The sequence below is a fragment of the Kitasatospora sp. NPDC015121 genome (assembly GCF_055562955.1).
Genome location: NZ_JBVHEH010000010.1, coordinates 96,909 through 119,049, shown reverse-complemented (window position 1 = coordinate 119,049; position 22,141 = coordinate 96,909). Strand labels below are relative to the sequence as shown.

The 22,141-nt window shown below is 74.7% G+C and carries 21 protein-coding genes; 13 read left to right on the top strand and 8 right to left on the bottom strand.

Features of this window, described 5'->3' with window-relative positions; genetic code table 11:
- Positions 1–7 precede the first annotated feature (7 nt).
- The 5 genes from ACZ3J7_RS16710 (at position 8) to ACZ3J7_RS16690 (ending at position 4,965) form a co-directional block, all read left to right on the top strand.
- Positions 8–1,306: a sensor histidine kinase gene (locus tag ACZ3J7_RS16710; RefSeq protein WP_465621613.1), complete on the top strand. Its 1,299-nt coding sequence runs from the start codon at positions 8–10 to the stop codon at positions 1,304–1,306.
- Positions 1,303–1,947 carry a response regulator gene (locus ACZ3J7_RS16705; RefSeq protein ID WP_465621611.1) on the top strand — a complete coding sequence of 215 codons (645 nt, stop codon included), beginning with the start codon at positions 1,303–1,305 and terminating at the stop codon, positions 1,945–1,947. The genes ACZ3J7_RS16710 and ACZ3J7_RS16705 overlap by 4 nt, the downstream gene beginning before the upstream one ends.
- 139 nt (positions 1,948–2,086) lie before the next feature.
- Positions 2,087–2,977 (top strand): AraC family transcriptional regulator, encoded by an 891-nt coding sequence (locus ACZ3J7_RS16700; protein WP_465621324.1) that lies wholly within the window; start codon positions 2,087–2,089, stop codon positions 2,975–2,977.
- Between the two features lie 187 nt (positions 2,978–3,164).
- Positions 3,165–4,346 carry a hypothetical protein gene (locus ACZ3J7_RS16695; RefSeq protein WP_465621321.1) on the top strand — a complete coding sequence of 394 codons (1,182 nt, stop codon included), beginning with the start codon at positions 3,165–3,167 and terminating at the stop codon, positions 4,344–4,346.
- Entirely contained in the window at positions 4,276–4,965 is a 690-nt protein-coding gene (locus ACZ3J7_RS16690) for a TetR/AcrR family transcriptional regulator (protein WP_465621319.1), read from the top strand. Before ACZ3J7_RS16695 ends, ACZ3J7_RS16690 begins: the two co-directional genes overlap by 71 nt.
- Before the next feature lie 101 nt (positions 4,966–5,066).
- Here ACZ3J7_RS16690 and ACZ3J7_RS16685 read toward each other — a convergent pair whose 3' ends face one another.
- From ACZ3J7_RS16685 to ACZ3J7_RS16675, 3 genes are all read right to left on the bottom strand, one after another.
- Complete coding sequence (locus tag ACZ3J7_RS16685) at positions 5,067–5,540, bottom strand: carboxymuconolactone decarboxylase family protein (RefSeq protein ID WP_465621317.1); 474 nt, start codon at positions 5,538–5,540, stop codon at positions 5,067–5,069.
- Positions 5,541–5,638: 98 nt separating this feature from the next.
- Positions 5,639–6,142 (bottom strand): hypothetical protein, encoded by a 504-nt coding sequence (locus ACZ3J7_RS16680; RefSeq protein WP_465621315.1) that lies wholly within the window; start codon positions 6,140–6,142, stop codon positions 5,639–5,641.
- Entirely contained in the window at positions 6,139–6,630 is a 492-nt protein-coding gene (locus ACZ3J7_RS16675; protein ID WP_465621313.1) for a hypothetical protein, read from the bottom strand. Before ACZ3J7_RS16675 ends, ACZ3J7_RS16680 begins: the two co-directional genes overlap by 4 nt.
- A 101-nt stretch (positions 6,631–6,731) precedes the next feature.
- Between ACZ3J7_RS16675 and ACZ3J7_RS16670 the strand changes: the two genes are divergently transcribed.
- On the top strand, positions 6,732–7,748 hold the full coding sequence (locus tag ACZ3J7_RS16670) for a nitronate monooxygenase (RefSeq protein WP_465621311.1): 1,017 nt from the start codon (positions 6,732–6,734) through the stop codon (positions 7,746–7,748).
- Positions 7,749–7,803: 55 nt separating this feature from the next.
- Here the strand turns inward: ACZ3J7_RS16670 and ACZ3J7_RS16665 are convergent, their stop codons facing one another.
- Positions 7,804–9,249: an aminopeptidase P family protein gene (locus tag ACZ3J7_RS16665; RefSeq protein WP_465621308.1), complete on the bottom strand. Its 1,446-nt coding sequence runs from the start codon at positions 9,247–9,249 to the stop codon at positions 7,804–7,806.
- Between the two features lie 234 nt (positions 9,250–9,483).
- Between ACZ3J7_RS16665 and ACZ3J7_RS16660 the strand changes: the two genes are divergently transcribed.
- From ACZ3J7_RS16660 to ACZ3J7_RS16630, 7 genes are all read left to right on the top strand, one after another.
- Positions 9,484–11,223 carry an ABC transporter substrate-binding protein gene (locus ACZ3J7_RS16660; protein WP_465621306.1) on the top strand — a complete coding sequence of 580 codons (1,740 nt, stop codon included), beginning with the start codon at positions 9,484–9,486 and terminating at the stop codon, positions 11,221–11,223.
- A gap of 16 nt (positions 11,224–11,239) precedes the next feature.
- Positions 11,240–12,208 carry an ABC transporter permease gene (locus ACZ3J7_RS16655; RefSeq protein WP_465621304.1) on the top strand — a complete coding sequence of 323 codons (969 nt, stop codon included), beginning with the start codon at positions 11,240–11,242 and terminating at the stop codon, positions 12,206–12,208.
- Positions 12,205–13,194, top strand: a complete 990-nt coding sequence (locus tag ACZ3J7_RS16650) for an ABC transporter permease (protein WP_465621301.1) — start codon at positions 12,205–12,207, stop codon at positions 13,192–13,194. The genes ACZ3J7_RS16655 and ACZ3J7_RS16650 overlap by 4 nt, the downstream gene beginning before the upstream one ends.
- Positions 13,191–14,177, top strand: coding sequence for an ABC transporter ATP-binding protein (locus tag ACZ3J7_RS16645; protein WP_465621299.1), 987 nt, complete (start codon positions 13,191–13,193; stop codon positions 14,175–14,177). Before ACZ3J7_RS16650 ends, ACZ3J7_RS16645 begins: the two co-directional genes overlap by 4 nt.
- The gene (locus ACZ3J7_RS16640) at positions 14,174–15,208 is read left to right on the top strand and encodes an ABC transporter ATP-binding protein (protein WP_465621297.1); all 1,035 of its coding nucleotides are present in this window, start codon (positions 14,174–14,176) and stop codon (positions 15,206–15,208) included. The genes ACZ3J7_RS16645 and ACZ3J7_RS16640 overlap by 4 nt, the downstream gene beginning before the upstream one ends.
- Positions 15,209–15,359: 151 nt before the next feature.
- Positions 15,360–17,741, top strand: a complete 2,382-nt coding sequence (locus ACZ3J7_RS16635) for a collagenase (RefSeq protein ID WP_465621295.1) — start codon at positions 15,360–15,362, stop codon at positions 17,739–17,741.
- 95 nt (positions 17,742–17,836) lie between these two features.
- Positions 17,837–19,624, top strand: coding sequence for a glycoside hydrolase family 36 protein (locus tag ACZ3J7_RS16630; RefSeq protein ID WP_465621293.1), 1,788 nt, complete (start codon positions 17,837–17,839; stop codon positions 19,622–19,624).
- A gap of 34 nt (positions 19,625–19,658) precedes the next feature.
- Here the strand turns inward: ACZ3J7_RS16630 and ACZ3J7_RS16625 are convergent, their stop codons facing one another.
- The 4 genes from ACZ3J7_RS16625 to ACZ3J7_RS16610 all read right to left on the bottom strand — a co-directional run bounded on the left by ACZ3J7_RS16625 (position 19,659) and on the right by ACZ3J7_RS16610 (position 22,084).
- On the bottom strand, positions 19,659–20,033 hold the full coding sequence (locus ACZ3J7_RS16625) for a hypothetical protein (RefSeq protein ID WP_465621291.1): 375 nt from the start codon (positions 20,031–20,033) through the stop codon (positions 19,659–19,661).
- A 128-nt stretch (positions 20,034–20,161) separates the two neighbouring features.
- Positions 20,162–20,551 carry a roadblock/LC7 domain-containing protein gene (locus ACZ3J7_RS16620; protein WP_465621289.1) on the bottom strand — a complete coding sequence of 130 codons (390 nt, stop codon included), beginning with the start codon at positions 20,549–20,551 and terminating at the stop codon, positions 20,162–20,164.
- Between the two features lie 79 nt (positions 20,552–20,630).
- A complete protein-coding gene (locus ACZ3J7_RS16615; RefSeq protein WP_465621287.1) occupies positions 20,631–21,701 on the bottom strand; it encodes a transcriptional regulator in 1,071 nt (356 codons plus the stop codon).
- Positions 21,701–22,084, bottom strand: coding sequence for a hypothetical protein (locus ACZ3J7_RS16610; RefSeq protein ID WP_465621284.1), 384 nt, complete (start codon positions 22,082–22,084; stop codon positions 21,701–21,703). Before ACZ3J7_RS16610 ends, ACZ3J7_RS16615 begins: the two co-directional genes overlap by 1 nt.
- Positions 22,085–22,141 lie beyond the last annotated feature (57 nt).

The following is a 22,141-nucleotide window of genomic DNA, read 5'->3' as shown; positions in this document are numbered from 1 at the left end:
CGCCTCCCTGGCCGACGCGCACGCCTCCCCGGCCGGGCCGACGCCCGCGCTGCGCCTGGCCAACCTCGCCGTGCACGGCCTGTTCTTCACCCTGCTCGCCGTGCTGCTGGCCCGCGCCGCCGCCGACGGCGCGCTCGGGCCCGGCGGCTGGGCCACCGCCGGGGCGCTCGCCGCCGTGTACGCCGCCGGGGGCGCGCTGCGGCGGATCCGCGCGTCGCGGCCGCTGGGCGCCTGCTGGCTGCTCGCCGTCGCCGCGCTGTGGATCGGACTCACCCTCCAGCACCCCGAGTTCAGCTACCTCGCGTTCCCGCTGTACTTCGTCTGCCTGCACGCCCTGCCGCCGCGCCTCGGACTGCCCGCCGTGGCCGCGCTCACCGCCGCCGTCGTCGCCGCCCAGACCACCACCCCCGGCGGCCTCACCACCGCCAAGGTCCTCGGCCCGCTGGCCGGCGCCGCCGTCGCCCTGCTCACCGCCTACGGCTACGCCGCCCTCTACCGGGAGAACCGGGCCCGCCAACGGCTCATCGACGACCTCGTCCGCACCCGCGACGAACTCGCCGCCACCCAGCGCGAAGCCGGCCGGCTCGCCGAACGCCAGCGCCTCGCCCGGGAGATCCACGACACCCTCGCCCAGGGCCTGGCCGGCATCGTGCTGCTCGCCCGCGAGGCCGGCGGCGCCGACAGCCCCGCCGGGGCGGCGCCGCTGCTGGACGAGATCGAACGCACCGCCTCCGCGAACCTCGCCGAGGCCCGCCGCTTCGTCCACGCCCTCACCCCGCCCGCGCTCGACGGCACCACCCTCACCGACGCGCTGCGCCGCCTCGCCGACGGCGCCGGCGCCGCCTTCCACCGCGACGGCGAACCCCACCCGCTGCCCGTCGAAGCCGAGGTCGCGCTGCTGCGCCTCACCCAGGAGGCCCTCGCCAACGCCGTCCGGCACGCCGCCGCCGCGCACATCGCCGTCACCCTCGGCTACCTCGACGACGCCGTCACACTCGACGTGTACGACGACGGCACCGGCTTCGACCCCGCCACCGCGCCCGCCCCCGACTCCTTCGGCCTGCACGGCATGCACGAGCGGATCGCCGCGCTCGGCGGCACCCTCACCGTCGAGTCCGCCCCCGGCGAGGGCACCGCCGTCGCCGCGGTGCTGCCGCTGCGGGCCGTCGAGGCGCCGGGCGCCGCCGTCGGGCCGCCCGCTCCGGCGGAGCGGCCCTCGGACGGGCAGCCGGCGGACGGGCGGCCCTCGGACGGGCGGTCGTCGGGCGGGGCGCTGCGGTTCGGGTTCGCGGGGGTGCGGTGGTGATCCGGGTGCTGGTGGTGGACGACCACCCCGTGGTCCGGCGCGGCCTGCGCGCCCTGGTGGAGGACCTGCCCGAGGTCACCGCCGTCGGCGAGGCCGCCGACGGCGCCGCCGCGCTCGCCCTGCTCGCCGCACTGCCCGCCGACCGGCGCCCGCACGTCGTCCTGATGGACCTCCAGATGGGCACCGGCATGCACGGCGTCGAAGCCACCCGCCGGATCACCGCGCTGCCCGACCCGCCCGCCGTCCTGGTCCTCACCACCTACTCCACCGACGCCGACATCCTCGCCGCCGTCGAGGCCGGCGCGACCGGCTACCTGCTCAAGGACGCCCCGCCCGAGGACCTCGCCGCCGCCATCCACGCCACCGCCCGCGGCGAGACCGTCCTCGCCCCGCCCGTCGCCGCCCGCCTGCTCGGCCGCGTCCGGGCCGGCCGGCCCTCGCTCTCCCCGCGCGAGGCGGAGATCCTGCAGCTCCTCGCCGAAGGGCTGGCCAACCGGCAGATCTCCAAACGGCTCTTCATCAGCGAGGCGACCGTCAAAACGCACCTGGTGCACATCTACGACAAGCTCGGCGTCGATTCCCGCACCTCGGCGATCGCGGCGGGCCTGGCGGCCGGGCTGATCCGGGCGGCCGAGCGCTGAACCGGATCGTGCCCCCCTGCCCCGGTGCTGCCGTGAGCGGGGGCGGGGGACCCGATCGGAGCGGGCAGGGAATGTCGGGTGCGGGGGAGGGGCCGGTCCCTAGGGTCGGTGGCAAGGAAAGGGTCGGAAGGGAGCCGGGGTGCTGGAGCGGCTGAACCAGGCGATGGACCGGGTGGAGGCGGAGCTCGACGGGCGGGTGGACGTGGCCGAACTGGCGCGGATCACCGGGACGTCGGAGTACCACTTCCGGCGGCTGTTCTCGTCGTTGGCGGGGATGCCGCTGTCGGAGTACGTCCGGCGCCGGCGGCTGACCGTCGCGGCGGCCGAGGTGCTGGCCGGCGAGCCGTCGCTGCTGGACGTCGCGGTGCGCTACGGGTACGGCTCCGGGGAGGCGTTCGCCCGGGCGTTCCGGGCGCTGCACGGGGTCGGCCCCGGGGAGGCGCGGCGCGGGGGCGCGGTGCTGAACGCGCAGCCCCGGCTCTCCTTCCGGCTCGTCGTCGAAGGGAGTGGCACCATGCAGTACCGCATCGTCGAGAAGGACGCCTTCCGGGTGGTCGGCCGGAAGGCACGCGTCCCGCTGATCCACGAGGGCGTCAACCCGCACATCCTCGAACACGTCCGGGGCATCCCGCCGGAGACCACCCGGCGGATCGCCGCACTCTCCGACCAGGAACCGGAGGGCCTGCTCTCGGCGACCGTCCGGCTCCCCGGGGAGGGCCCCGACGGGCTGGACGGGTTCGCGGAGGGCAGCCTGCTCGACTACTACCACGCGGCGGTCAGCGGGGCCCCCGAACTCCCGTCCGACCTCGACGTGTTGGAGTGCCCGGCGGGCACCTGGGCGGTGTTCGAGAGCACCGGCCCGTTCCCGCAGGCGCTGCAGCGGATGTGGGCGGACGTGGCCGCGCAGTGGATCCCGTCCAACCCGTACGAGTACCGGCCGGGGCCCGAGATCCTGCGGGTCCGCCCGCTGCCGGACGACGCCGGGCAGTCGCACGCCCAGCTGTGGATCCCGGTGCTGCGGACCGGCTGAAGACCGGCTAGCTGAAAGTGAGTTCGGGTACCACCCGAAGGGGATCCGGGCTCCTCCGGCAGGCCGACCCCCGCCCGGCCGGTCTCGTCCGGGCGGGGGAGGGCGGACGGTCCGGACGGAGGAGGCGTCCGGGTCCGGCGGGCGGGAGGCTCGAACCGACAGCGGACGGACGTCGGGGGGAGTCGCGGTGCGGAAGCTGCCACGAGGCGGGCGGTGGTTCGAACTGCTGCCCGCCGCAAGCGGGTTGTGGGCCGTGGTGGACGCGGCGGTGCAGCTCGGCTGGGCCGCCGCCGGCACCACCGTGCCCTGGACCGCGCACACCGCGTACCCGCGCGCCGCGTTCCCGCCGCTGGCCCTGGCGGCGCTGCTCGCGGGCGCGGCGGCCGTCGCCGCCGGGACGGGGTGGGAGGAACGCGGCGGCGCGCACCGGCGGTCCGCGGTGTCGGCCGTCCTGCTGCTGACCGTCCCGCTGTACGCGGCGGGCAGCGTCGGACTGCCCGTCCACTTCGTCCAACTCGCCACCCTCAGCGGCCTGGAGAGCGCCACCGGCCTGGCCCGGGTGCTGCTCGACACGGCCGGCGCCGCCCTGCTGGTCCTCACCGCGCTCACCCGCCGGCGCCGCCGCACCGGCCGCTGCCCGCGCTGCGGACGGCCGCACCCCGGCCCCGCCACCGGACCCCTGCACCACCCCGCCCCCGCCCCGCCCGACCGGCGCACCCGCACCGCCGCGTACCTGCTGCTGCTCGGACTGCTGCCCTGGGCCGGAGTCAAGACCGTCTGGACCCTCGGCGGCGACGCCCTCGGCATCACCGCCGAAGCCTGGGCCGCCAGCGCCGCCGACGGGACGTCGGGCCCCGCCCGGGCGCTCGCCGAACTCGGCGTCGACGTCACGGTGTTCGCGGCGGCCGTCGGCGTCCTGCTGCTGCTCGGGCTGCTGCACCGCTGGGGCCAGACCTTCCCACGCCCGGTCCCGCTGCTCGGCGGCCACCGCGTCCCGCGCCTGCTCCCGCTCGTCCCGGCCTGGCTGACCGGCGCGCCGCTGGCCGCGTACGGCCTCGTCCTCACCGTCACCGCCCCGCTGCTCGCCACCGGCGTGCTCCCCGCCCCGCGCCCCGTCCCGCCGTTCACCAGCGCCGCCGGCCTGATCTGGATGATCGCGTTCGGCGGCCTCGCCTTCACCGGCCTCGGACTCGGCCTGCTGCTCGCCGCCCGCTCCTACGCCGCCCGCACCCGGCCGGTCTGCGCCGGGGAGGGGTGGGAGGAGGGCGGACGCCGGCGGGTGTGGCAGGATCCGGGGCATGGCCATCCAGCGTTCCCGCCCGCCCGCGCGGGTCGGGCGGCCCCGGGCGGCGGGGCCTTCGGGGAGTGAACTGTCGCCCCGGGACGAGGTGTTGGCGGCGGCGGCGGAGCTGTTCACGGAGAACGGGTACGCGGCCACCACCACCCGGGCGGTGGCCGAGCGGGCCGGGCTGCGGCAGGCGTCGATGTACCACTACTTCGCGCGCAAGGAGGACATCCTCGCCACCCTGCTGGAGTCCACCGTCGAACCCTCGCTGCTGCTCGCCCAGGCGCTGCTCGCCCGCCCCGGGCTCGATCCCGCCGCCGGGCTGTGGGCGCTGGCCGCCGCCGACGCCACCCTGCTGCACCGCGGCCTGTACAACCTCGGCGCGCTCTACCAGCTGCCCGAGGTGCGCGGCGAACGGTTCGCCCGCTTCCGTGGTGCTCGCGCCGAACTCCGGTCCGCCTACGGCGAGTTGCTGGAGCTGATCGCCCCCGGCGAGCCCGGCCGCGAGCTGCGCTGCGACCTGCTGCTCGGCCTGGTCGAGGGCGGCGTCGCGGTGGTCCGGGACCGCGAACGGACCGGCGGGAAAGGGACGTTCGGGAGCGAGCGGGTCGGCCCGGCGGTGGCCGACGCCGCGCTGCGGCTGGCCGGCTGCGACCGGGCCGCCCGGGAGGCCGCCGCCCGGGCCGCCCGCGAACTCTCCTGACGGTCCGCCGCCCCGGTCCAGTCCCGGTCCTGACGGGTGCCGGACGCCGTGCGGGCGGAGGGCGCCGGGGCGGGCCCGGCGCCCTCCCGCGCCGGGACGGTTCAGCCGAACTGGCCGGGGACGTAGTCGCCGGCGGGCTGCCGGACGATCACGTTGATCCGGTTGTAGGCGTTGATCACCGCGATCAGGCCGATCAGGGCGGTGATCTGCTCCTCGTCGTAGTGCTGGGCGGCCCGCTCCCAGACCTCGTCGCTGACCCCGCCGGCCGCGTCCGCGATCCGGGTGGCCTCCTCGGTGAGCTCCAGGGCGGCCCGCTCGGCCTCGGTGAAGACGCTGGCCTCCCGCCAGGCGGCGACCAGGTTCAGCCGCAGCTGGGTCTCCCCGGCGTGCGCGGCGTCCTTGGTGTGCATGTCGGTGCAGAACCCGCAGCCGTTGATCTGGCTGGCGCGGATCTTCACCAGCTCCTGGGTGGCCGCCGGCAGGGCCGACCCGCCCAGGACGTGCCCGGCGGAGTTGAGGTGCTTCAGGAACTTGGCGCCGAGCGGGTTCCCGAAGAAGTCGAGACGTGCGTCCACGGTGGTGGCTCCTCTTGCTGTGTGCGGTGCCTTCCGGCCTTCCGCAGGGTTGACCCCGCGGCCGCCACCGGTGTGACAGGGCGCGGAAGTGGCGCCCGTCACACCGGGGGCGGGGCGACGTTCCACCGCTCGGGCAGGTCGGCTTCGCAGAAGACGCACACGAAGAACCCCTCCCGCACCAGCGAGACCTCCCCGCAGTCGACGCAGCGCCGGAACACCGCCGGGTACGTGAAGCCGTCCGGGTGCGCGGCGCCCGCCCGGGCGAGCGCCGCCGCGACGGCCGGCCAGCACGCGGTGTCCGGGCAGTAGCCGGTCGACAGGTTCGACACCTCCACCACCCGCGGCCCGGGGGCGAAGGCGACCTCGCCCGCGCCCAGCACCGCCCGGCCGCCCGCGCACGCCACGTGCTCGCTGCGCCGGTCCGCGAGCCGCAGCACCCCGTCCGTCCCGACCGTGTACGTGAACGGGCCGGCCGGATCGGGCTGCCGGGCCAGCCAGTCGGCGAGCGCCCCGGGCGAGTCGACCGGGGTGCCCGGCGGGGCGGTGCGGGCCCCGGCGCGGACGTCCGGCGGTCCGACGTACCGGTAGGCGGGCGCGGTCACCTCGACGCGGCGGGGGCGCTGCCGGGCCGCGGGCCGGGGTCCGGGACGGCGACCGAGAGGGCCAGCAGCGCGGTCAGCGCGCCGGCCAGCAGGAGCCGGGAGCGGGAGGAGGCGCCGCGGGCGAGCAGGTGGGCGGCCGCGGCGAAGCAGAGCGCCAGGTACGGGACGGCCAGCAGCCAGACGTGCGGCAGCTCGTCGATCACCAGGGAGAGCGGACGCAGCATCAGCACGCTCAGCGCGGCCGCGCCGAACGCGGTGCGCAGCCCCCGCTCGACCCCGGCCCGGTGCAGCAGCGCCCAGCCGAGCAGCACGAACACCGGCAGCGCGGTCAGCACGATCAGCAGCTCCACCCCCGGCATGCAGGACGGCGAGGCGCACCCGCGCTCGGACGCCACCGCCACCCACGCCTCCAGGCTCGCCACCAGGCCCAGCACGGCCCCCGCCAGCGCCCCGCGCGCGGCCGGCCCCGCCGTGTCGATCCTCCGCACCGCCCGCCCCCCTTCGTCCGTCCGGGCGGTCGCGCCCTGGTGGCCGCCGCCCGGCATAGGGTGGACGCACGGCAGGACCGGACGGTTTCGAGGAGGACGGGATGGACGTCGACTGGGCGGTGCCGCTGGTGGCCGCGCCGATGGCGGGCGGGGCCAGCACCCCCGAGCTGGTCGCCGCCGTCAACGGCGCGGGCGCCCTCGGGTTCCTCGCGGCGGGCTACCGCGACAGCGCCGGGATGCTCCGGCAGCTGCGCGCCGCCCGGGAGCTGACCGGCCGTCCGATCGGGATGAACCTGTTCGTCCCCGGCCCGCCCGCCGCGCCCGGGCCGGTCGCCGCCTACCGGGAGCGGCTGCTGCCCGAGGCCCGGCGCCGGGGCGTGGAACTGCCCGCCGCGATCCCGCCCGACCGGGACGACTGGGACGCCAAACTGGAGGCGCTGCTGCGCGAGCCCGTCGAGTGGCTCTCCTACACCTTCGGCCTGCCCGAGCCGGCCGAGGCCGCCGCCGTCCGCGCCGCCGGGACCCGCCAGCTCGGCACTGTCACCAGCGCCGAGGAGGCCCGCGCCGCGAGCGCCCTCGGCCTGGACGCGCTCGTCGTCCAGGGCCCCGAGGCCGGCGGGCACCGCGCCACCCACCGCGCCGGGGACGAGCCCGGCACCCTGCCGCTGACCGAACTCCTCGCCGCCGTACGGGCGGTGACCGACCTGCCGCTGATCGCCGCGGGCGGGCTCGGGGACGGCGCCGCGATCGCCGCCGCCCTGGACGCGGGCGCGGCGGGCGCGCAGCTCGGTACCGCGTACCTGCGCACCGACGAGTCCGGGGCCTCGCCCGCGCACCGCCGGGCCCTGCGCGAACTCGACGCCACCACCGTCACCCGGGCCTTCACCGGACGCCCGGCCCGCGCGCTGCGCAACGCGTTCACCGACCGGCACGAGGGGCACGCGCCCGCCGCGTACCCGGAGGTGCACCACCTCACCCAGCCGCTCAGGGCCGCCGCGGCGCGCGCGGAGGACCTGGGCGCGATGCACCTGTGGGCGGGCACGGCGCACCGGCGGGCCCGGGACGGGCGGGCGGCGGACGTGACGCGGGAGCTGTGGCGGGAGACCGGCCGGGGCTGAACGGGCCGGGTGCGCGCGGCCCCCGTCGCCCCGGCCCGCCGCGCGAGGGCGGGGCTCAGCCCAGGAGGCCGCCCATCCAGGACTCGATGGCGGCGACCTCGCGGGGGAGGGCGTTCGACATCAGGCGGGCGCCGTCGGCGGTGATGACGAGGTCGTCCTCGATCCGGACGCCGATGCCGCGCAGCTCCGGGGGGAGGGTGAGGTCGTCGGGCTGGAGGTAGAGGCCGGGCTCGACGGTGAGGACCATGCCCTCCTCCAGGGTGCCGTCCAGGTACGTCTCGGCGCGGGCCTTGGCGCAGTCGTGGACGTCGAGGCCGAGCATGTGGCCGCTGCCGCAGAGGGTGTAGCGGCGGTAGAGGCCGGAGTCGTCGCGCAGCGCCTCCTCGGCGGAGACCGGGAGCAGGCCCCACTCGGCGAGGCCCTCGGCGATGACGCGCATGCCGGCCCGGTGGAACTCGCGGAAGGAGGCGCCGGGGCGGAGGGTGGCGATGCCGGCGCTCTGGGCGGCCAGCACGAGTTCGTAGACGTCGCGCTGGGCGGAGGTGAAGGTGCCGGAGAGCGGGAGGGTGCGGGTGATGTCGGCGGTGTAGAGGGTGTCGGTCTCCACGCCGGCGTCGAGCAGCAGCAGCTCGGTGGGGTCGAGCGGGCCGTCGTTGCGGATCCAGTGCAGCACGCAGGCGTGCGCGCCGGAGGCGACGATGGTCTCGTAGCCGGTGCCGTTGCCCTCGGCGCGGGCGCGCCGGTCGAAGGCGCCCTCCAGCCAGCGCTCGCCGCGGTGGTGGCGCAGCGCGGCGGGCAGCGCGCGGACGACGTCCTCGAAGCCGGCGGTGGTGTGGTCGACGGAGAGCTGGAGCTGCTCGACCTCCCAGGCGTCCTTGACCAGCCGCAGTTCGGCGACGGCGGCGGCGAACTGCCCGTCGGCCAGGGCGTGTCCGGCGTCCGGCCGGCCGGCCAGCGCGTCCAGGACCGGGTCGACGCCGGCCAGCAGGCGGGTGCGGACGGAGCCGGTGAAGAGCTTCGGCAGGTCGTCGAGGTGGGCGGTGCGCAGGCCGGTGAGCTGGGCGGCCTCGGCGAGGTCGGCGCGCCGGCCGACCCAGAACTCGCCGTAGCGGCGGTCGCGGTAGAACTCGGCGGAGCCGTCGGAGCGGTCCGAGCGCGGGCGCAGGTAGAGGACCGGCTCGCCGTCCGGCTCGATCACCAGGACGTGGCCGACCTGCTCCTCGCCGGTCAGGCCGGTCAGGTGGGCGTACGCGCTATTGGGGCGGAAGCGGTAGTCGCAGTCGTTGCTGCGGACCTTCAGCCGGCCGGCCGGGACGAGCAGGCGCTCGCCCGGGAAGGCGGCGGCGAGCTTGCCGCGGCGGGCCGGGAAGTACGCGTAGCCGGGGACGCGTTCGTCGGCGGGCAGCGGGGTGGCGGCCCACTGGCCGGCCATGAAGGCCTCCAGTGCGGGGGTGACCGGGAGGTCGTGGCTGCCGGTGTTCAGGGTGGGCTGGTCGGCCATCGTCGGGGGCTCCTCTGACCTGGTTGAGCTGGAACGACTCGGTGGGCGGGAAATCGGGGCGCACCACGCGGACGGGGGCTGCAATGACACGGGTCGATAACGGTCCCGCTCCCTCGTTGCGCAGTGCAATTTCACATTACTATGTTACGGGTCACACCTCAGCGCGGGCCATACCCCGGGCGGCACAGATCCTCCCGTTGAACGGCAGACCGGCCCCCATTCCCGGAGTTGCACATGAACAGGCGTTCCCACGTCGCTCTCGCGGCAGCCATCACGGCGTCCCTCACCCTCGGCCTCGGCGCGTGCAGCAGCACCGGTGGCGGCAGCGGCGACAACGGCGACACCAAGGGCGTGACCACCGCCGGCGACGGCATCGTCGGCGGCACCCCGGTCAAGGGCGGCACCCTCACCATCCTGTCCAACCAGGACTTCGACCAGCTCGACCCGGCCCGCAACTGGACCATGCCGGTCATGGACGTCGGCGTCCGCCTGCTCTACCGCACCCTCACCACCTTCAAGGCCGCCCCCGGCGCCGAGGGCCTCAAGGTCGAGCCCGACCTCGCCACCGACCTCGGCACCCCCAGCGACGGCGCCAAGACCTGGACCTTCCACCTGAAGGACGGCCTCAAGTACGAGGACGGCACCCCGATCGTCGCCGACGACATCAAGTACAACGTCGAGCGCTCGTTCTCCGCCGAACTCGCCGGCGGCCCGGACTACGCCGTGCGCTACCTGGCCGGCGCCGACGGCTACCAGGGCCCGCTGACCGGCCAGCGCCTCGGCAAGGACTCCATCGAGGTCCCGGACGCGAAGACCATCGTCTTCCACCTCAAGCGCCCGGTCGCCGAGTTCGGCTACACCGTCTCGCTGCCGACCTTCGCGCCCGTCCCGCAGGCCAAGGAGGCCGGCGCGAACTACTCCAACCACCCGGTCTCCTCCGGCCCGTACAAGATCGAGACCTACGACCGCGGCAAGCGCATGGTGCTGGTCCGCAACACCAACTGGGACCCGGCCTCGGACACCGTCCGCAAGGCCTACCCGGACAAGATCGTCGTCGACCAGACGCTCAAGAACACCGGCATCTCCGACCGCCTGATCGCGGACGAGGGCGACGACAGGAACGCCATCTCGTACGTCGACCTGCTGCCCGCCAAGATGTCCGAGGTGCTCACCAAGCCGGACGTCAAGGCCCGCCTGGTCAGCGAGAACGCCGGCTGCACCACCATGCTCGACATGAACACCACCAAGGCGCCGTTCGACAACGCCAAGGTCCGCCGGGCCCTCCAGTACGCGGTCGACAAGGAGTCCTTCGCCGCCGCCATGGGCGGCCCGGCCTTCACCGACGTCGCCGGCACCTACCTGCCGCCGGCGCTCACCAACGGCGCGGCCGTCGACCACTTCCTTATCAAGCCCGCGGGCGACCCGGAGAAGGCGAAGCAGCTGCTCGCCGAAGCGGGCTTCCCGAACGGCTTCGAGACCGAGATGGTCACCTCCACCGGCGGCAAGCAGCAGGCCGAGACGATCCAGGCCGCCCTCAAGCGGGTCGGCGTCAACGTCACCATCACCACCGTCGACCCGACCGCCGTCAACTCCATCGTCGGCGACAAGGACAAGCAGCCCGGCCTCGCGCAGCTCGGCTGGTGTCCCGACTACCCGTCGGCCGGCACCTTCCTGCCGATGATCTACGACGGCCGCCTGATCAAGGACAAGGGCAACAACGGCAACATGACCCGGTTCAACGACCCGGCCGTCAACGCCGAACTCGACCGGATCGCCGCCATGGACGACCTGCAGAAGGCCAACGCCGCCTGGCTCGACCTGGACGCCAAGATCATGGACGCCTCGCCCGCCGTCCCGCTGGTGTGGGCCAAGAAGCCGCTGCTGGTCGGCTCCAACGTGGCCGGCGCCTTCGGCTCGCCGATCTGGGCCGGCCAGATCGACTACGCCAACATCGGCCTCAAGTCCGTCAAGTAAGGCGGGAGTTCCCCACATGACCACCCCGCTCACCCCGGCCCCGGCCGGGGGAGCGGGGGCCCCGGAGACCCCCAAGACCTCCCTCGCCCCCGCCTCCCCCTGGGCCCTCGCCCTGCACCGCGTGCGCCGGCAGAAGACCGCCACGGTCGGCGCCGCCATCATCGCCTTCTTCGTCCTGGCGGCCGTCCTGGCGCCGCTGCTCACCGCGGTCAGCGGCACCTCGCCGGACGCCATCGACAAGAAGTCCATCGACCCCTACCTCGGCGGCCTGCCCCGCGGCACCCTCGGCGGCATCAGCCCCGAGCACTGGCTCGGCGTCGAACCCATGCTCGGCCGCGACATCTTCGCCCGGCTCCTCTACGGAGCCCAGATCAGCCTCCTGGTCGCCTTCGTCTCGGCCCTGCTGATCACCCTGATCGGCACCGTCCTCGGCATCACCGCCGGCTACTTCGGCGGCCGCGTCGACGCCCTGATCAGCCGGTTCATGGACATCATGATGTCCTTCCCCAGTCTGATCTTCATGATCGCGCTGCTCTCGGTGGCCCGGGACGTCAACCGCGTGGTCCTGCTCATCGGCGTGATGTCGCTGTTCTCCTGGCCCTACATCGCCCGCGTCGTCCGCGGCCAGACCCTCTCGCTCAAGCACCGCGAGTACGTCGAGGCCGCCCGCGCCAGCGGCACCACCAACCGCCGCATCCTGTTCGGCGAGATCCTGCCCAACCTCACCGGCACCATCATCGTCTACGTCACCCTCGCCATCCCCGGCCTGATCGGCACCGAGGCGGCCCTCTCCTTCCTCGGCGTCGGCATCCGCCCGCCCACGCCCTCGTGGGGCCAGATGATCTCCGACGCGGTGCTCTACTACAAGGTCGACCCGATGTTCTTCATCCTGCCCAGCGCCTGCCTCTTCCTGGTGGTCCTGGCCTTCACCCTGGTCGGCGACGCCCTGCGGGACGCCCTCGACCCGAAGGGCAGCCGGACGTGATCGGATTCCTGCTGCGGCGCCTCCTCGCGATGGCCGCCACCCTGCTCGCCGTCTGCGCGCTCACCTTCGCCGTCTTCTACCTGCTGCCCAGCGATCCCGCGGTCCAGTTCTGCGGCAAGGACTGCTCCGCCGACCGGATCGAGCTCGTCCGGCGGCAACTCGGACTGGCCGACCCCCTGATCGTCCAGTTCTGGCACTACGTCACCGCCGTCTTCGCCGGCCGCTCCTACGGCACCGGCCAGTACGCGATCCAGTGCGACTTCCCCTGCTTCGGCTACTCCTTCCAGTCCGCCCAGCCCGTCTGGGACCTGATGATGGACCGCCTGCCCACCAGCGTCTCGCTCGCCCTCGGCGCCGCCGTGCTCTGGCTGGTGCTCGGCGTCGGCGCCGGCGTGCTCTCCGCGCTGCGCCGCAACACCTGGCTCGACCGCACCCTGATGGTCGGCACCATCGGCATCGCCGCCCTGCCGGTCTACTTCACCGCGATGATCCTGCTCTACGCCGTCGTCTCGGTCGCCGGCCTGCTCCCCTACCCCCGCTACATCGCCTTCGGCGAGGACCCGGCCGGCTGGACCACCAACCTGATCCTCCCCTGGATCACCCTGGCCCTGCTCAACGCCGCCATCTACGCCCGGATGACCCGCAACTCCGTCATCGAGACGATGGCCGAACCGTACGTCCGCACCGCCCGCGCCAAGGGCCTGCGCGAGACCCGGGTGGTCGGCCGGCACGGCCTGCGCCCCGCGCTCACCCCCGTCGCCACCATGCTCGGCATGGACCTCGGCGGACTGCTGGCCGGCGCGCTCATCACCGAATCGCTGTTCAGCCTCCCCGGCATCGGCAAGCTCTTCGCCGACTCGCTCAACAAGGCCGACCAGCCGGTGATCATGGGCATCACGCTGCTCGCCTCCTTCTTCATCATCAGCTCCAACCTGGTCGTGGACCTCGTCTACGCCTGGATCGACCCGAGGGCGAGGCTGTCATGACCTCCCACCCGCTGCTCGAAGTGCGCGACCTCGCCGTCGAGTTCACGACCGAGGAAGGCACCGTCCGGGCCGTCAAGGGCGTCGACTTCACCGTCGAACGCGGCCGGACGCTCGGCATCGTCGGCGAATCCGGCTCCGGCAAGTCCGTCACCTCGCTCGCCGTCATGGGCCTGCACCGGGGCGCCAGGGTCACCGGCTCCGCCAAGCTCGACGGCACCGAACTCGTCGGCGCCCCCGACGAACAGCTGCGCAAGCTCCGCGGCCGCAAGATGGCGATGGTCTTCCAGGACGCCCTCACCGCCCTCCACCCCTACTTCACCGTCGGCGACCAGATCGCCGAGGCCTACCGCGAGCACTTCGGCGGCACCCGCAAGGCCGCCCTGGCCCGCGCCGTCGACGTCCTCGGCGACGTCGGCATCCCCGAACCCGCCCGCCGCGCCGACGAGTACCCGCACCAGTTCTCCGGCGGCATGCGCCAACGCGCCATGATCGCCCTCGCGCTGTCCTGCGAACCCGACCTGATCATCGCCGACGAACCCACCACCGCCCTCGACGTCACCGTCCAGGCCCAGGTGCTCGAACTCCTGACGCGCCTGCAGCAGGAACGCGGACTCGGCATCGTCATGATCACCCACGACCTCGGCGTCATCGCCCGCGTCGCCGACGACGTCCTCGTCATGTACGGCGGATCCGCCGCCGAACAGGCCCGCGCCGACACCCTCTTCACCACCCCCCGGCACCCCTACACCCGCGGCCTGCTCGACTCGCTGCCCCGCCTCGACGCCGAGGACGGCACCGCGCTCAGCTCCATCCCCGGCAGCCCGCCCTCCCTGCTCGCCCCGCCCCCCGGCTGCGCCTTCCACCCGCGCTGCGCCGTCTACGCGGCCAAGCCCGACGCCCGCTGCACCGGCGACCGCCCGCTGCTGCGCCTCGTCGCCGAAGGCCACCGCAGCGCGTGCGTCCACGACGAGGTGACCGCATGACCACCGAGACCCTGACCACCGCGGACCCGGCCGACTCCGGCACCCCCGAAGCCCTGCTCACCGTCCGCGACCTCGGGATGACCTTCCCCGGACCGCGCGGCACCCTGCGCCGCAAGGCCGGCGTCCGCGCCGTCGACGGCGTCACCTTCGACGTCCGCCCCGGCGAGACGCTCGGCCTGGTCGGCGAGTCCGGCTGCGGCAAGTCCACCACCGGACGGATGCTGGTCCGACTGCTCGACCCGACCGCCGGCCGGGTCAGCTTCCGCGGCAAGGACATCACCACGGCCTCGCAGCACGAACTGCGGCCGCTGCGCAGCCGGTTCCAGATGATCTTCCAGGACCCGTTCGCCTCGCTGAACCCGCGGCAGACCGTCCAGCAGATCATCTCCGCGCCGCTGCGCGCCCAGGGCGAGAGCAAGGCCGGGATCCAGGCCGAGGTCCGCGACCTCGTCCAGCTGGTCGGCCTCGCCCCCGAACACCTGGAGCGCTACCCGCACCAGTTCTCCGGCGGCCAGGCCCAGCGCATCGGCATCGCCCGCGCCCTCGCCACCCGCCCCGAACTCGTCATCGCCGACGAACCCGTCTCCGCCCTCGACGTCTCCATCCAGGCCCAGATCGTCGGCCTGATGGAACGCCTCCAGCGCGAACTCGGCGTCGCCTACGTGTTCATCGCGCACGACCTCGCCGTGGTCAAGCACATCAGCCACCGGGTCGCCGTGATGTACCTCGGCCGGATCGTCGAGATCGGCGAGAAGCAGCAGGTCTACGACAACCCGGCGCACCCCTACACCAAGGCGCTGCTGTCCGCCGTCCCACTGCCCGACCCGATCGCCGAACGCACCCGCGAGCGCATCGTCCTGCTCGGCGACCCGCCCAGCCCGGCCAACCCGCCCAGCGGCTGCACCTTCCACCCGCGCTGCCCCAAGGCGCAGGACATCTGCCGGACCGAGGCGCCGCTGCTCACCATCGGCAGCTCCGCCACCGCCTCCGCCACGAGCCGGCAGGTCGCCTGCCACTTCCCCGAGGCGTAACCCCACCGCCCGGCCCCGCCCGGGGCGGCGGCCCGCCCCGGAACGGGCCGCCGGCCGCCGCCCGGCGGGTGCGCGCGCCCCGCCCCGGCAGGGCGCGGAACGCAGTACCCCCACCCGACGCGACGCGTCCATGAGACATGGAGCCCCCACGATGCGTTCACCCCGCCGGACCCTGCTGGCCACGGCCGTCGCCGCCTCACTCGCCCTGCCCCTGCTGCAGAGCGTGCACGCCGCCGCCGACCCGGTGCCCGTCAGCACCGCCACCGCCACCGCCAGCGCCGCCACCGCCGTCTCCTCCGCCAGCGGCCAGGACGCCGCCCCGACCGGGCGGACCGCCTACGACGAGGTGGCTCGGCTGGGCAGCGCCACCGCGACGACCGGCAGCGCCGCGCCCGCGCCCGGCGGCGGCTCGCTCGGCGCCGACCCGCACGTGCCCGGCCTGCTGCCGGACAGGGTCGGCCGCCCCGCGCCCACCGCCGAGGAACCGGCCGCCCCCGCCTCCGCCCCCGCGACCACCGCGGCCGGCGTCCCCTGCGACCTGAACGGCCTCGCCGGGCTGGCCCCGCGGGCGCTCGCCGACTTCCTCGCCGACCGCGCCGTCACCGAGGCCTGTCTGCAGGACGCCCTGTGGACCTGGGACGCCCGCTTCGCCACCACCATGGACGCCGCCCACGTGCAGGCCGTCGCCGCCCGGGCCGAGCAGCTGGCCGCGAGCAACGACCCCCGGCTGTACCAGCTCTGGTACTTCCTGCACGCCGCCGTCTACCACGACTTCGGGCACGACGAGATCGACCTCACCACCGCCCCGACCACCACCGCCGTCCAGCGCGCCATCGACGCGTACGTCGCCGCCGGCCGCGCCTTCGACCCGACGCCGGAGGCCGGCCTGATGATGCGCGAGCTGGCCACCGTCGCGGGGGCCACCGGCAACCGCCAGCACAACCTGCCGCTGGTCGAGCGGATCCTCGCCCAGTTCCGCCCGGGCACCGCGCTGGCCGACTCCTGGGAATGGGGCGGCGCCGCGCTCTCCGCGCTGAACATCAACTACCTCGGCATCCACAACCGCGACCAGGCCTTCCGCGCGGACGTCGCCGCCGACGCCGACTACCGCGCCGCGTTCCGCGCCTTCGCCACCGCCGGCCACCTCAGGGGCACCCGCAACGACTGGGTGGCCCGCGACGCGATGGCCGAGTACGGCCGCTTCGGCGAGATCGACGCGCTCACCGCGCCGGTGACCGCCGAGATCGGCAGCCTGCTCTCCGACACCAGGGCCACCTTCGGCGAGTACTCCGCGCCGTGGATCAAGGTGGTCGGCTGGGCCAACACCTTCAAGGTGTGCCAGCGGTTCGACGTCTGCACCGAGAAGTTCGAGGCCCGGCTCTTCCCCCGCACCTACACGTACGACAACGGCGCGATCGAGGTGCGCACCGCCCTCGACAAGGCCACCGTCGACCGGATGTACTACGCCAGCAAGCAGGTCAAGAGCCAGTTCTTCCGCGTCCTGGGCACCGACGCCCCGCTGGCCGGCGACCCCAACTCGACGCTGCACATCCACCTCTACGCGACCCGCTCCGACTACGAGGTCTACCACCCGCTGCTGACCGGCATGGGCACCGCCAACGGCGGCATCTACATCGAGAACGGCGCGACCTTCTACACCTACCAGCGCACCACCGCCGAGTCGTACCTCACGCTGGAGGAACTGTTCCGGCACGAGTACGTCCACTACCTCAACGGCCGCTGGGCGACGCCCGGTTACTTCGGCGAGAAGCGGTGGTACGCCGGCGACCGGACCACCGCGACGGACGAGGGCACCGCCGAGTTCTTCGCCGGGGCCACCCGTGACCAGGGCGTCAAGGTCCGCCGGGCGCTGGTCGCCGCGCTCGCCCGGGACGAGGCCAACGGCATCCCGCGGCTGACCGTCGACGAGGTCCTGCACGCCGGCTACGACGACACCCCGGCGTTCCACTTCTACAACTACGCCGGCACCTTCTTCGAGTTCCTCCGGAACGCCCACCCCTCGCTGCTGCGCGAGATGTACGGCTACCAGCGCGCCGACGACCCGGCCGGCTTCGACGCCTGGCGCACCCGGCTCGGCGCCGACCGGAACCTGAACCGCGAGTACGCGGCCTTCCTCGACGAGCAGATCGCGAAGGTCGACGAACTCCACGTCCCCGACACCGACTTCACCGCCAACGGCGCCCTGCGGTTCGCCTACCCCGCCGAGGTGCGCGACGCCTTCGCCAAGGCCACCTCCAACACCCCCGACTGCAAGGACAACGGCGACTGGGACAACAAGCCGATGCGCTTCGTCTGCACCGGCCGGATCACCGCCAACCTGAACGACCCGACCGACCCGGACCAGGTGTTCGAGGACATGTCCGGCACCGTCGACTACTTCCTCCTGCGCCGCACCGAGGGCGTCGCCAACAACCTCGACGACATGAACTGCCACTTCGGCGGGGTCGACGTCTGGCCCGGCGGCCGGGCCGGCACCGCCGACTACACCTGCGAGGGCCCGCTCCGCCGCTGAGCGGGGCCGGCGCACCGAGACCCCCGCCCCGACCGGCCTGACGACCGCTTCCGCGGCCGGCCGGGGCGGGACCACCCCGTGAAAGGAACCACCGCGTGACCGCGCTGTCCTGGGACGGCTCCGCACCGCCGTCCGGCCGCACCGAGACCTCCCGCACCGTCGGAGCCGGCCCGCTCACCCTGCGGGTCACCGCCGTCGGCAGCGACGCCGAACCGGCCGTCACCGTCACCGCACCCGACGTCCCCGGCGTGCTGGTGATCGAGGCCGCCACCGCCACCCCGGACGCCCGGCTGCGGATCGAATGGCAGCTGCCCTGCACCGGCGCCACCGGCTACTGGACGCCCCACACGAACGCCCGCTGGCTGCCCCCGAGCTGGGCCCCGCCCCGGGAGGCCTCGCTGCCCAAGGGCGCTCCCGTCGGCAGCCTGGTCGGCCCCGGCGACGCCGCTCTGTGCACCTTCGCGGTCGGCGAACCCGTCCGCCCCGTCACCATCGGCGAAGGCGCCGTCGAGGAGACCGGCCGCTACAGCTGGTGGGTCGAGCAGGACGGCCCGCGGATCGCCCTCCGCCTCGACCTGAGCCGCCGTCACTTCGCCGACACCGTACGGGAGTCGGCCGCCTGGTGGGGCACCCTCGCCCCGGTCCGGGCCGTCCCCGACGCCGCGTTCGAACCGGTCTTCTGCACCTGGTACGCGCTGCACCTGGCGATGACCTCCGCCGACGTCGAGCGGCTCGCCGAACTCGCCGCCCCGCTCGGCTTCCGCTCGCTGATCGTCGACGACGGCTGGCAGACCGACGAACGCACCCGCTCCTACGCCACCACCGGCGACTGGCAGCCCGCCCCGCACGACTTCCCCGACTTCGCCGGGCACGTCCGCCGGATCCAGGCCCTCGGCCTCACCTACCTGCTCTGGCACGCGATCCCGTTCGTCGGCGACCGCAGCGCCGCCGCCGAACGGCTGGAGGGGCACACCCTCACCCACCTGCCGCTGCTGGAGACCTCCCTGCTCGACCCGCGCAGCGCCACCGTCCGCGCCCACCAGGTCGAACGGCTCGCCGCCGCCGTCGAACAGCACGGCGTCGACGGCCTCAAGGTCGACTTCGTCGACACCTTCGCCCGCAAGCCCGCACCCGGCGCCGCACCCCACACCGCCTCCCCGGAAGCCGACTGCGCCACCGTCGCCGAAGGCGTGCGGAAGCTGCTGGCCGAACTCGACACCCGGCTGCGCGCCACCCGCCCCGACGTCCTGGTCGAGCACCGCCAGGACTACATGGGCCCCGGCCTGTGGCCCTACGCCACCATGGTCCGGGCCACCGACTGCCCGCACAACGCGGTCGAGAACCGGGTCCGCACCGCCGACCTGCGGCTCACCGCCGGCCCGCTCGCCGTGCACGCCGACCCGCTGACCTGGCACCCGCGGGAGAGCCCCGAGCAGATCGCCGTCCTGCTCCAGTCGGTGCTCTTCGCCACCGCCCAGGTCTCGGTCGACCTGGCCGCCCAGGACGCCGACCAGCTGACCGCGCTGGCGTTCTGGCTGAGCGTCATGAAGGAGCACCGCGACCTGCTGCAGCGCTCCGAACTGCGCCCGCACCGGCCCGAGTTGGCCTACCCCGTGATCGAGGCCCGGGACGGCGCCCGACTGGCCTTCGGCCGCTACGCGCCGCTGCCGCTGCGGGCCGACGGCGAGTGGGAGCTGCTGCTGGTCGCCAACGCCGACCAGGACACCCTGGTGCGGATCGAGTTCGACCGCGCGCCCGGCACCGTCGACCTGCTGGTGCAGGACTGCCTCGGCGGCACGGTCGCCCGGGCGCGGACCCCGGTCGGCGGGACGGAACTCTCCGTCCGGGTGCCCACCGGGGGCCTGCTCACCCTGCGCAGGTAACCGAACCCCCGCGCTCGGGGCCGACTCCGGAGGATCACACCTCCAGCTCGGCCTCGACCTTCTTCAGCTGGTGCCGGGCCATCGCCAGGTTGGCCCGGTTCCGGTCCAGCGCCAGGTACAGGAACAGGCCCTTGCCGGAGCGCGAGGTCAGCGGCCGGATCAGGTGGTACTGGGTGGAGAGGCTGATCAGGATGTCCTCGATCGCCTCGTTCAGGTTCAGCAGCTCCATCGCGCGCAGCTTGGCCCGCACCACGTCGGTGTTGCCCGCGGCGGCCACGTTCAGGTCCAGGTCGGACCCGCCGCCGATGGTGCCCAGCGCCATCCCGCTGTTGTAGTCGACCAGGGCGACGCCGATGGTGCCCTCGATCGAGCCCATGATGTCCTTGAGCGCGGTTTCCACAGCAGCCATTTTTTCCAGGTACCTCTTCCGTGAAAGGAATTGACGACCCGTCAGCTCTCTTGCACGACGGGTTTGTTGCGGGACGAGATGAGCGTCCAGGGACGGGCCGGGGGTCGGGACGGGGGACGGGGCGGCGGTCAGAGGGGCGTCCGGTCGAGGTCGGCGTCGGCCAGGGCCGCTATCCGGGCCCCGGCCCGGCGGGCCTCCAGGTGCAGCCGGCCCACGTTGGCCTGCGAACCGGCCAGCAGGGTCAGCACGGTGTACGCGCCCGCCGCGTACGTGGCGGTGTAGCCGCGCTCGCCGCGGGTGATCAGCTCCCGGAAGGCGCCCTGTCCGGTCGCCTCGGTCAGCCGCGACCCGACGCCCAGCGCGGCCGCGGTCAGCGCGGCGACGCCCTCCGCCTCCAGGGCGGACGCGTCGTGCGCCACCACCAGGCCGTCGATGGTCGCCACCAGCGAGCCGGTCAGGTGCGGGATCCGCGCCCGCAGGCCTCGCAGTTCGGCCTGCACCTCCGCTTCCGGCAGCACGGGGACCCTCCTCGTGGTCAGTTGTCGAAAGGTCCGCTTCATGACTCGGTCGGCGGGACGGGACGGGCGAGCGGGGCGGTCACAGGGCCTCCAGGGCAGCGCGTAGTCGGAGCAGCAGGCCCACCTCCGGGTCCGAGGAGTCGTAGGAGCGCGGACCGGGCGGCAACAGCACGTCCGGCGGCGCGGCTTGCGGCACGGCGGCCGGCGGCGGGTCGGGGACGGCGGCCGGCCGGGGGGCGGCGAGCAGCCCCGCGGCGGCCAGCTGCCGGACGTCCAGCAGCGTGCCGTAGGTGGAGCGCCCCAGCAGCCGGGCCAGCTCGGGCGCGGTACGGGTGCCGTCCGCCGCCGCCAGCAGCGCCTGCCGGCGGCGGTGCGGCACCGCGGTGCGGCAGCGCGGCACCGCGCCGGTGGCCAGCAGCGGCGCCCGGTCCAGCTCGGCGGACGGCCAGCAGCCGTCCAGCAGCGAGCGGCGGCGGCCGATCGCGCCGCGCAGCTCCAGCACCGAGAGCGGGCGGGCCAGCCGGAACGCCGGGCGGGCGGCCGGGTCGAAGCGCAGCTCCCCGTCGTGCTGGGCCAGCGCCTGCTGGGCGCCGTCCAAGGTGGCCGCCAGCCGGGCGAGTTCGAGCTCGCCCGCGCCGAGCCGGCCGCTGCCCAGCAGGTGCTCGGCGAGCCGGTCGGCGCCCAGCCGCAGGCTGTCCTCCCACTCGCGCGCGGTCAGCCGTCCGGCGCCGGTCAGCAGCCGGCCGACGGTCGTGGCGTCCGGTGCCTCGGCGTGCACCACCAGCCCGCCCGCCAGGTGCACCGCGCCGTCCGGGCCGTGCAGCGCGCCGGTGGAGCCGTCCGCGGCGAGGTCGGTCAGCGCCGCCTCGAAGGTGGTCGCGGGCGCGCAGCTGGAGCGCCGGCGGCGCGGCAGCGGGGCGGCGTGCGACCGGGACCGGGCCGGTGCCGGGTCCGTGGCCGGGGGCGGCTCGGCGGCGTCGGGCCGGTCCGAGGTCAGGTACGGGCCGGGGACGGACCGGTCGAACCGCCCGGCGGGGGAGGGCCGTTGCGCGGAGACCGGGGAGGCGACCAGCAGCGGCGGCAGGGACGGCGGGACGGGGGGAGCGGGCGGGGCCGGTGCCGCCGGGACGAGGGTGTCGGTGGACCACATCAGGAGAGCACCAGCCGCTCGGCGACGGCGGCCAGGCGCAGCCGGGCCATCGCCAGGTTGGCGGTGTCCCGGTCCAGCCGCAGGTAGAGGAAGACGTTGGCGTCGAAGGCCGCGGGGACGAAGCGCAGCAGGTGGTAGTGGCCGGCCGAGGTGACGATGACGTCCTCGGCGGGCGGCGCCCCGCTGTCCGGGTCGGCGAACGAGGGGGTCTGGGTGACGGCCCGGGCCAGCTCGGTGGCGTCGGCCGCGCCCACCTCGTGGTCGCCGTCGGGGCCGAGACCGGCGGTGCCTATGGCCAGGCCGTTGGTCCAGTCGACCAGGCTCACCCCCAGGGCGCCGGTGATCCCCATGGCTTCCGCAAGGCACTCCTCGATCCCGGGCACGTACCGCGTTCCCTCCCCACCGTGCGGGGGCACGGTGCGTCGCCTTCACCGCCTTCA

Bases quoted from the DNA above. Each gene is read 5' to 3' on its own strand.
- ACZ3J7_RS16690 (WP_465621319.1), top strand. From the start codon at position 4,276: ATGGCCATCCAGCGTTCCCGCCCGCCCGCGCGGGTCGGGCGGCCCCGG.
- ACZ3J7_RS16670 (WP_465621311.1), top strand. From the start codon at position 6,732: ATGGACGTCGACTGGGCGGTGCCGCTGGTGGCCGCGCCGATGGCGGGC.
- ACZ3J7_RS16665 (WP_465621308.1), bottom strand. From the start codon at position 9,249: ATGGCCGACCAGCCCACCCTGAACACCGGCAGCCACGACCTCCCGGTC.
- ACZ3J7_RS16660 (WP_465621306.1), top strand. From the start codon at position 9,484: ATGAACAGGCGTTCCCACGTCGCTCTCGCGGCAGCCATCACGGCGTCC.
- ACZ3J7_RS16655 (WP_465621304.1), top strand. From the start codon at position 11,240: ATGACCACCCCGCTCACCCCGGCCCCGGCCGGGGGAGCGGGGGCCCCG.
- ACZ3J7_RS16645 (WP_465621299.1), top strand. From the start codon at position 13,191: ATGACCTCCCACCCGCTGCTCGAAGTGCGCGACCTCGCCGTCGAGTTC.
- ACZ3J7_RS16640 (WP_465621297.1), top strand. From the start codon at position 14,174: ATGACCACCGAGACCCTGACCACCGCGGACCCGGCCGACTCCGGCACC.
- ACZ3J7_RS16635 (WP_465621295.1), top strand. From the start codon at position 15,360: ATGCGTTCACCCCGCCGGACCCTGCTGGCCACGGCCGTCGCCGCCTCA.
- ACZ3J7_RS16625 (WP_465621291.1), bottom strand. From the start codon at position 20,033: ATGGCTGCTGTGGAAACCGCGCTCAAGGACATCATGGGCTCGATCGAG.
- ACZ3J7_RS16615 (WP_465621287.1), bottom strand. From the start codon at position 21,701: ATGTGGTCCACCGACACCCTCGTCCCGGCGGCACCGGCCCCGCCCGCT.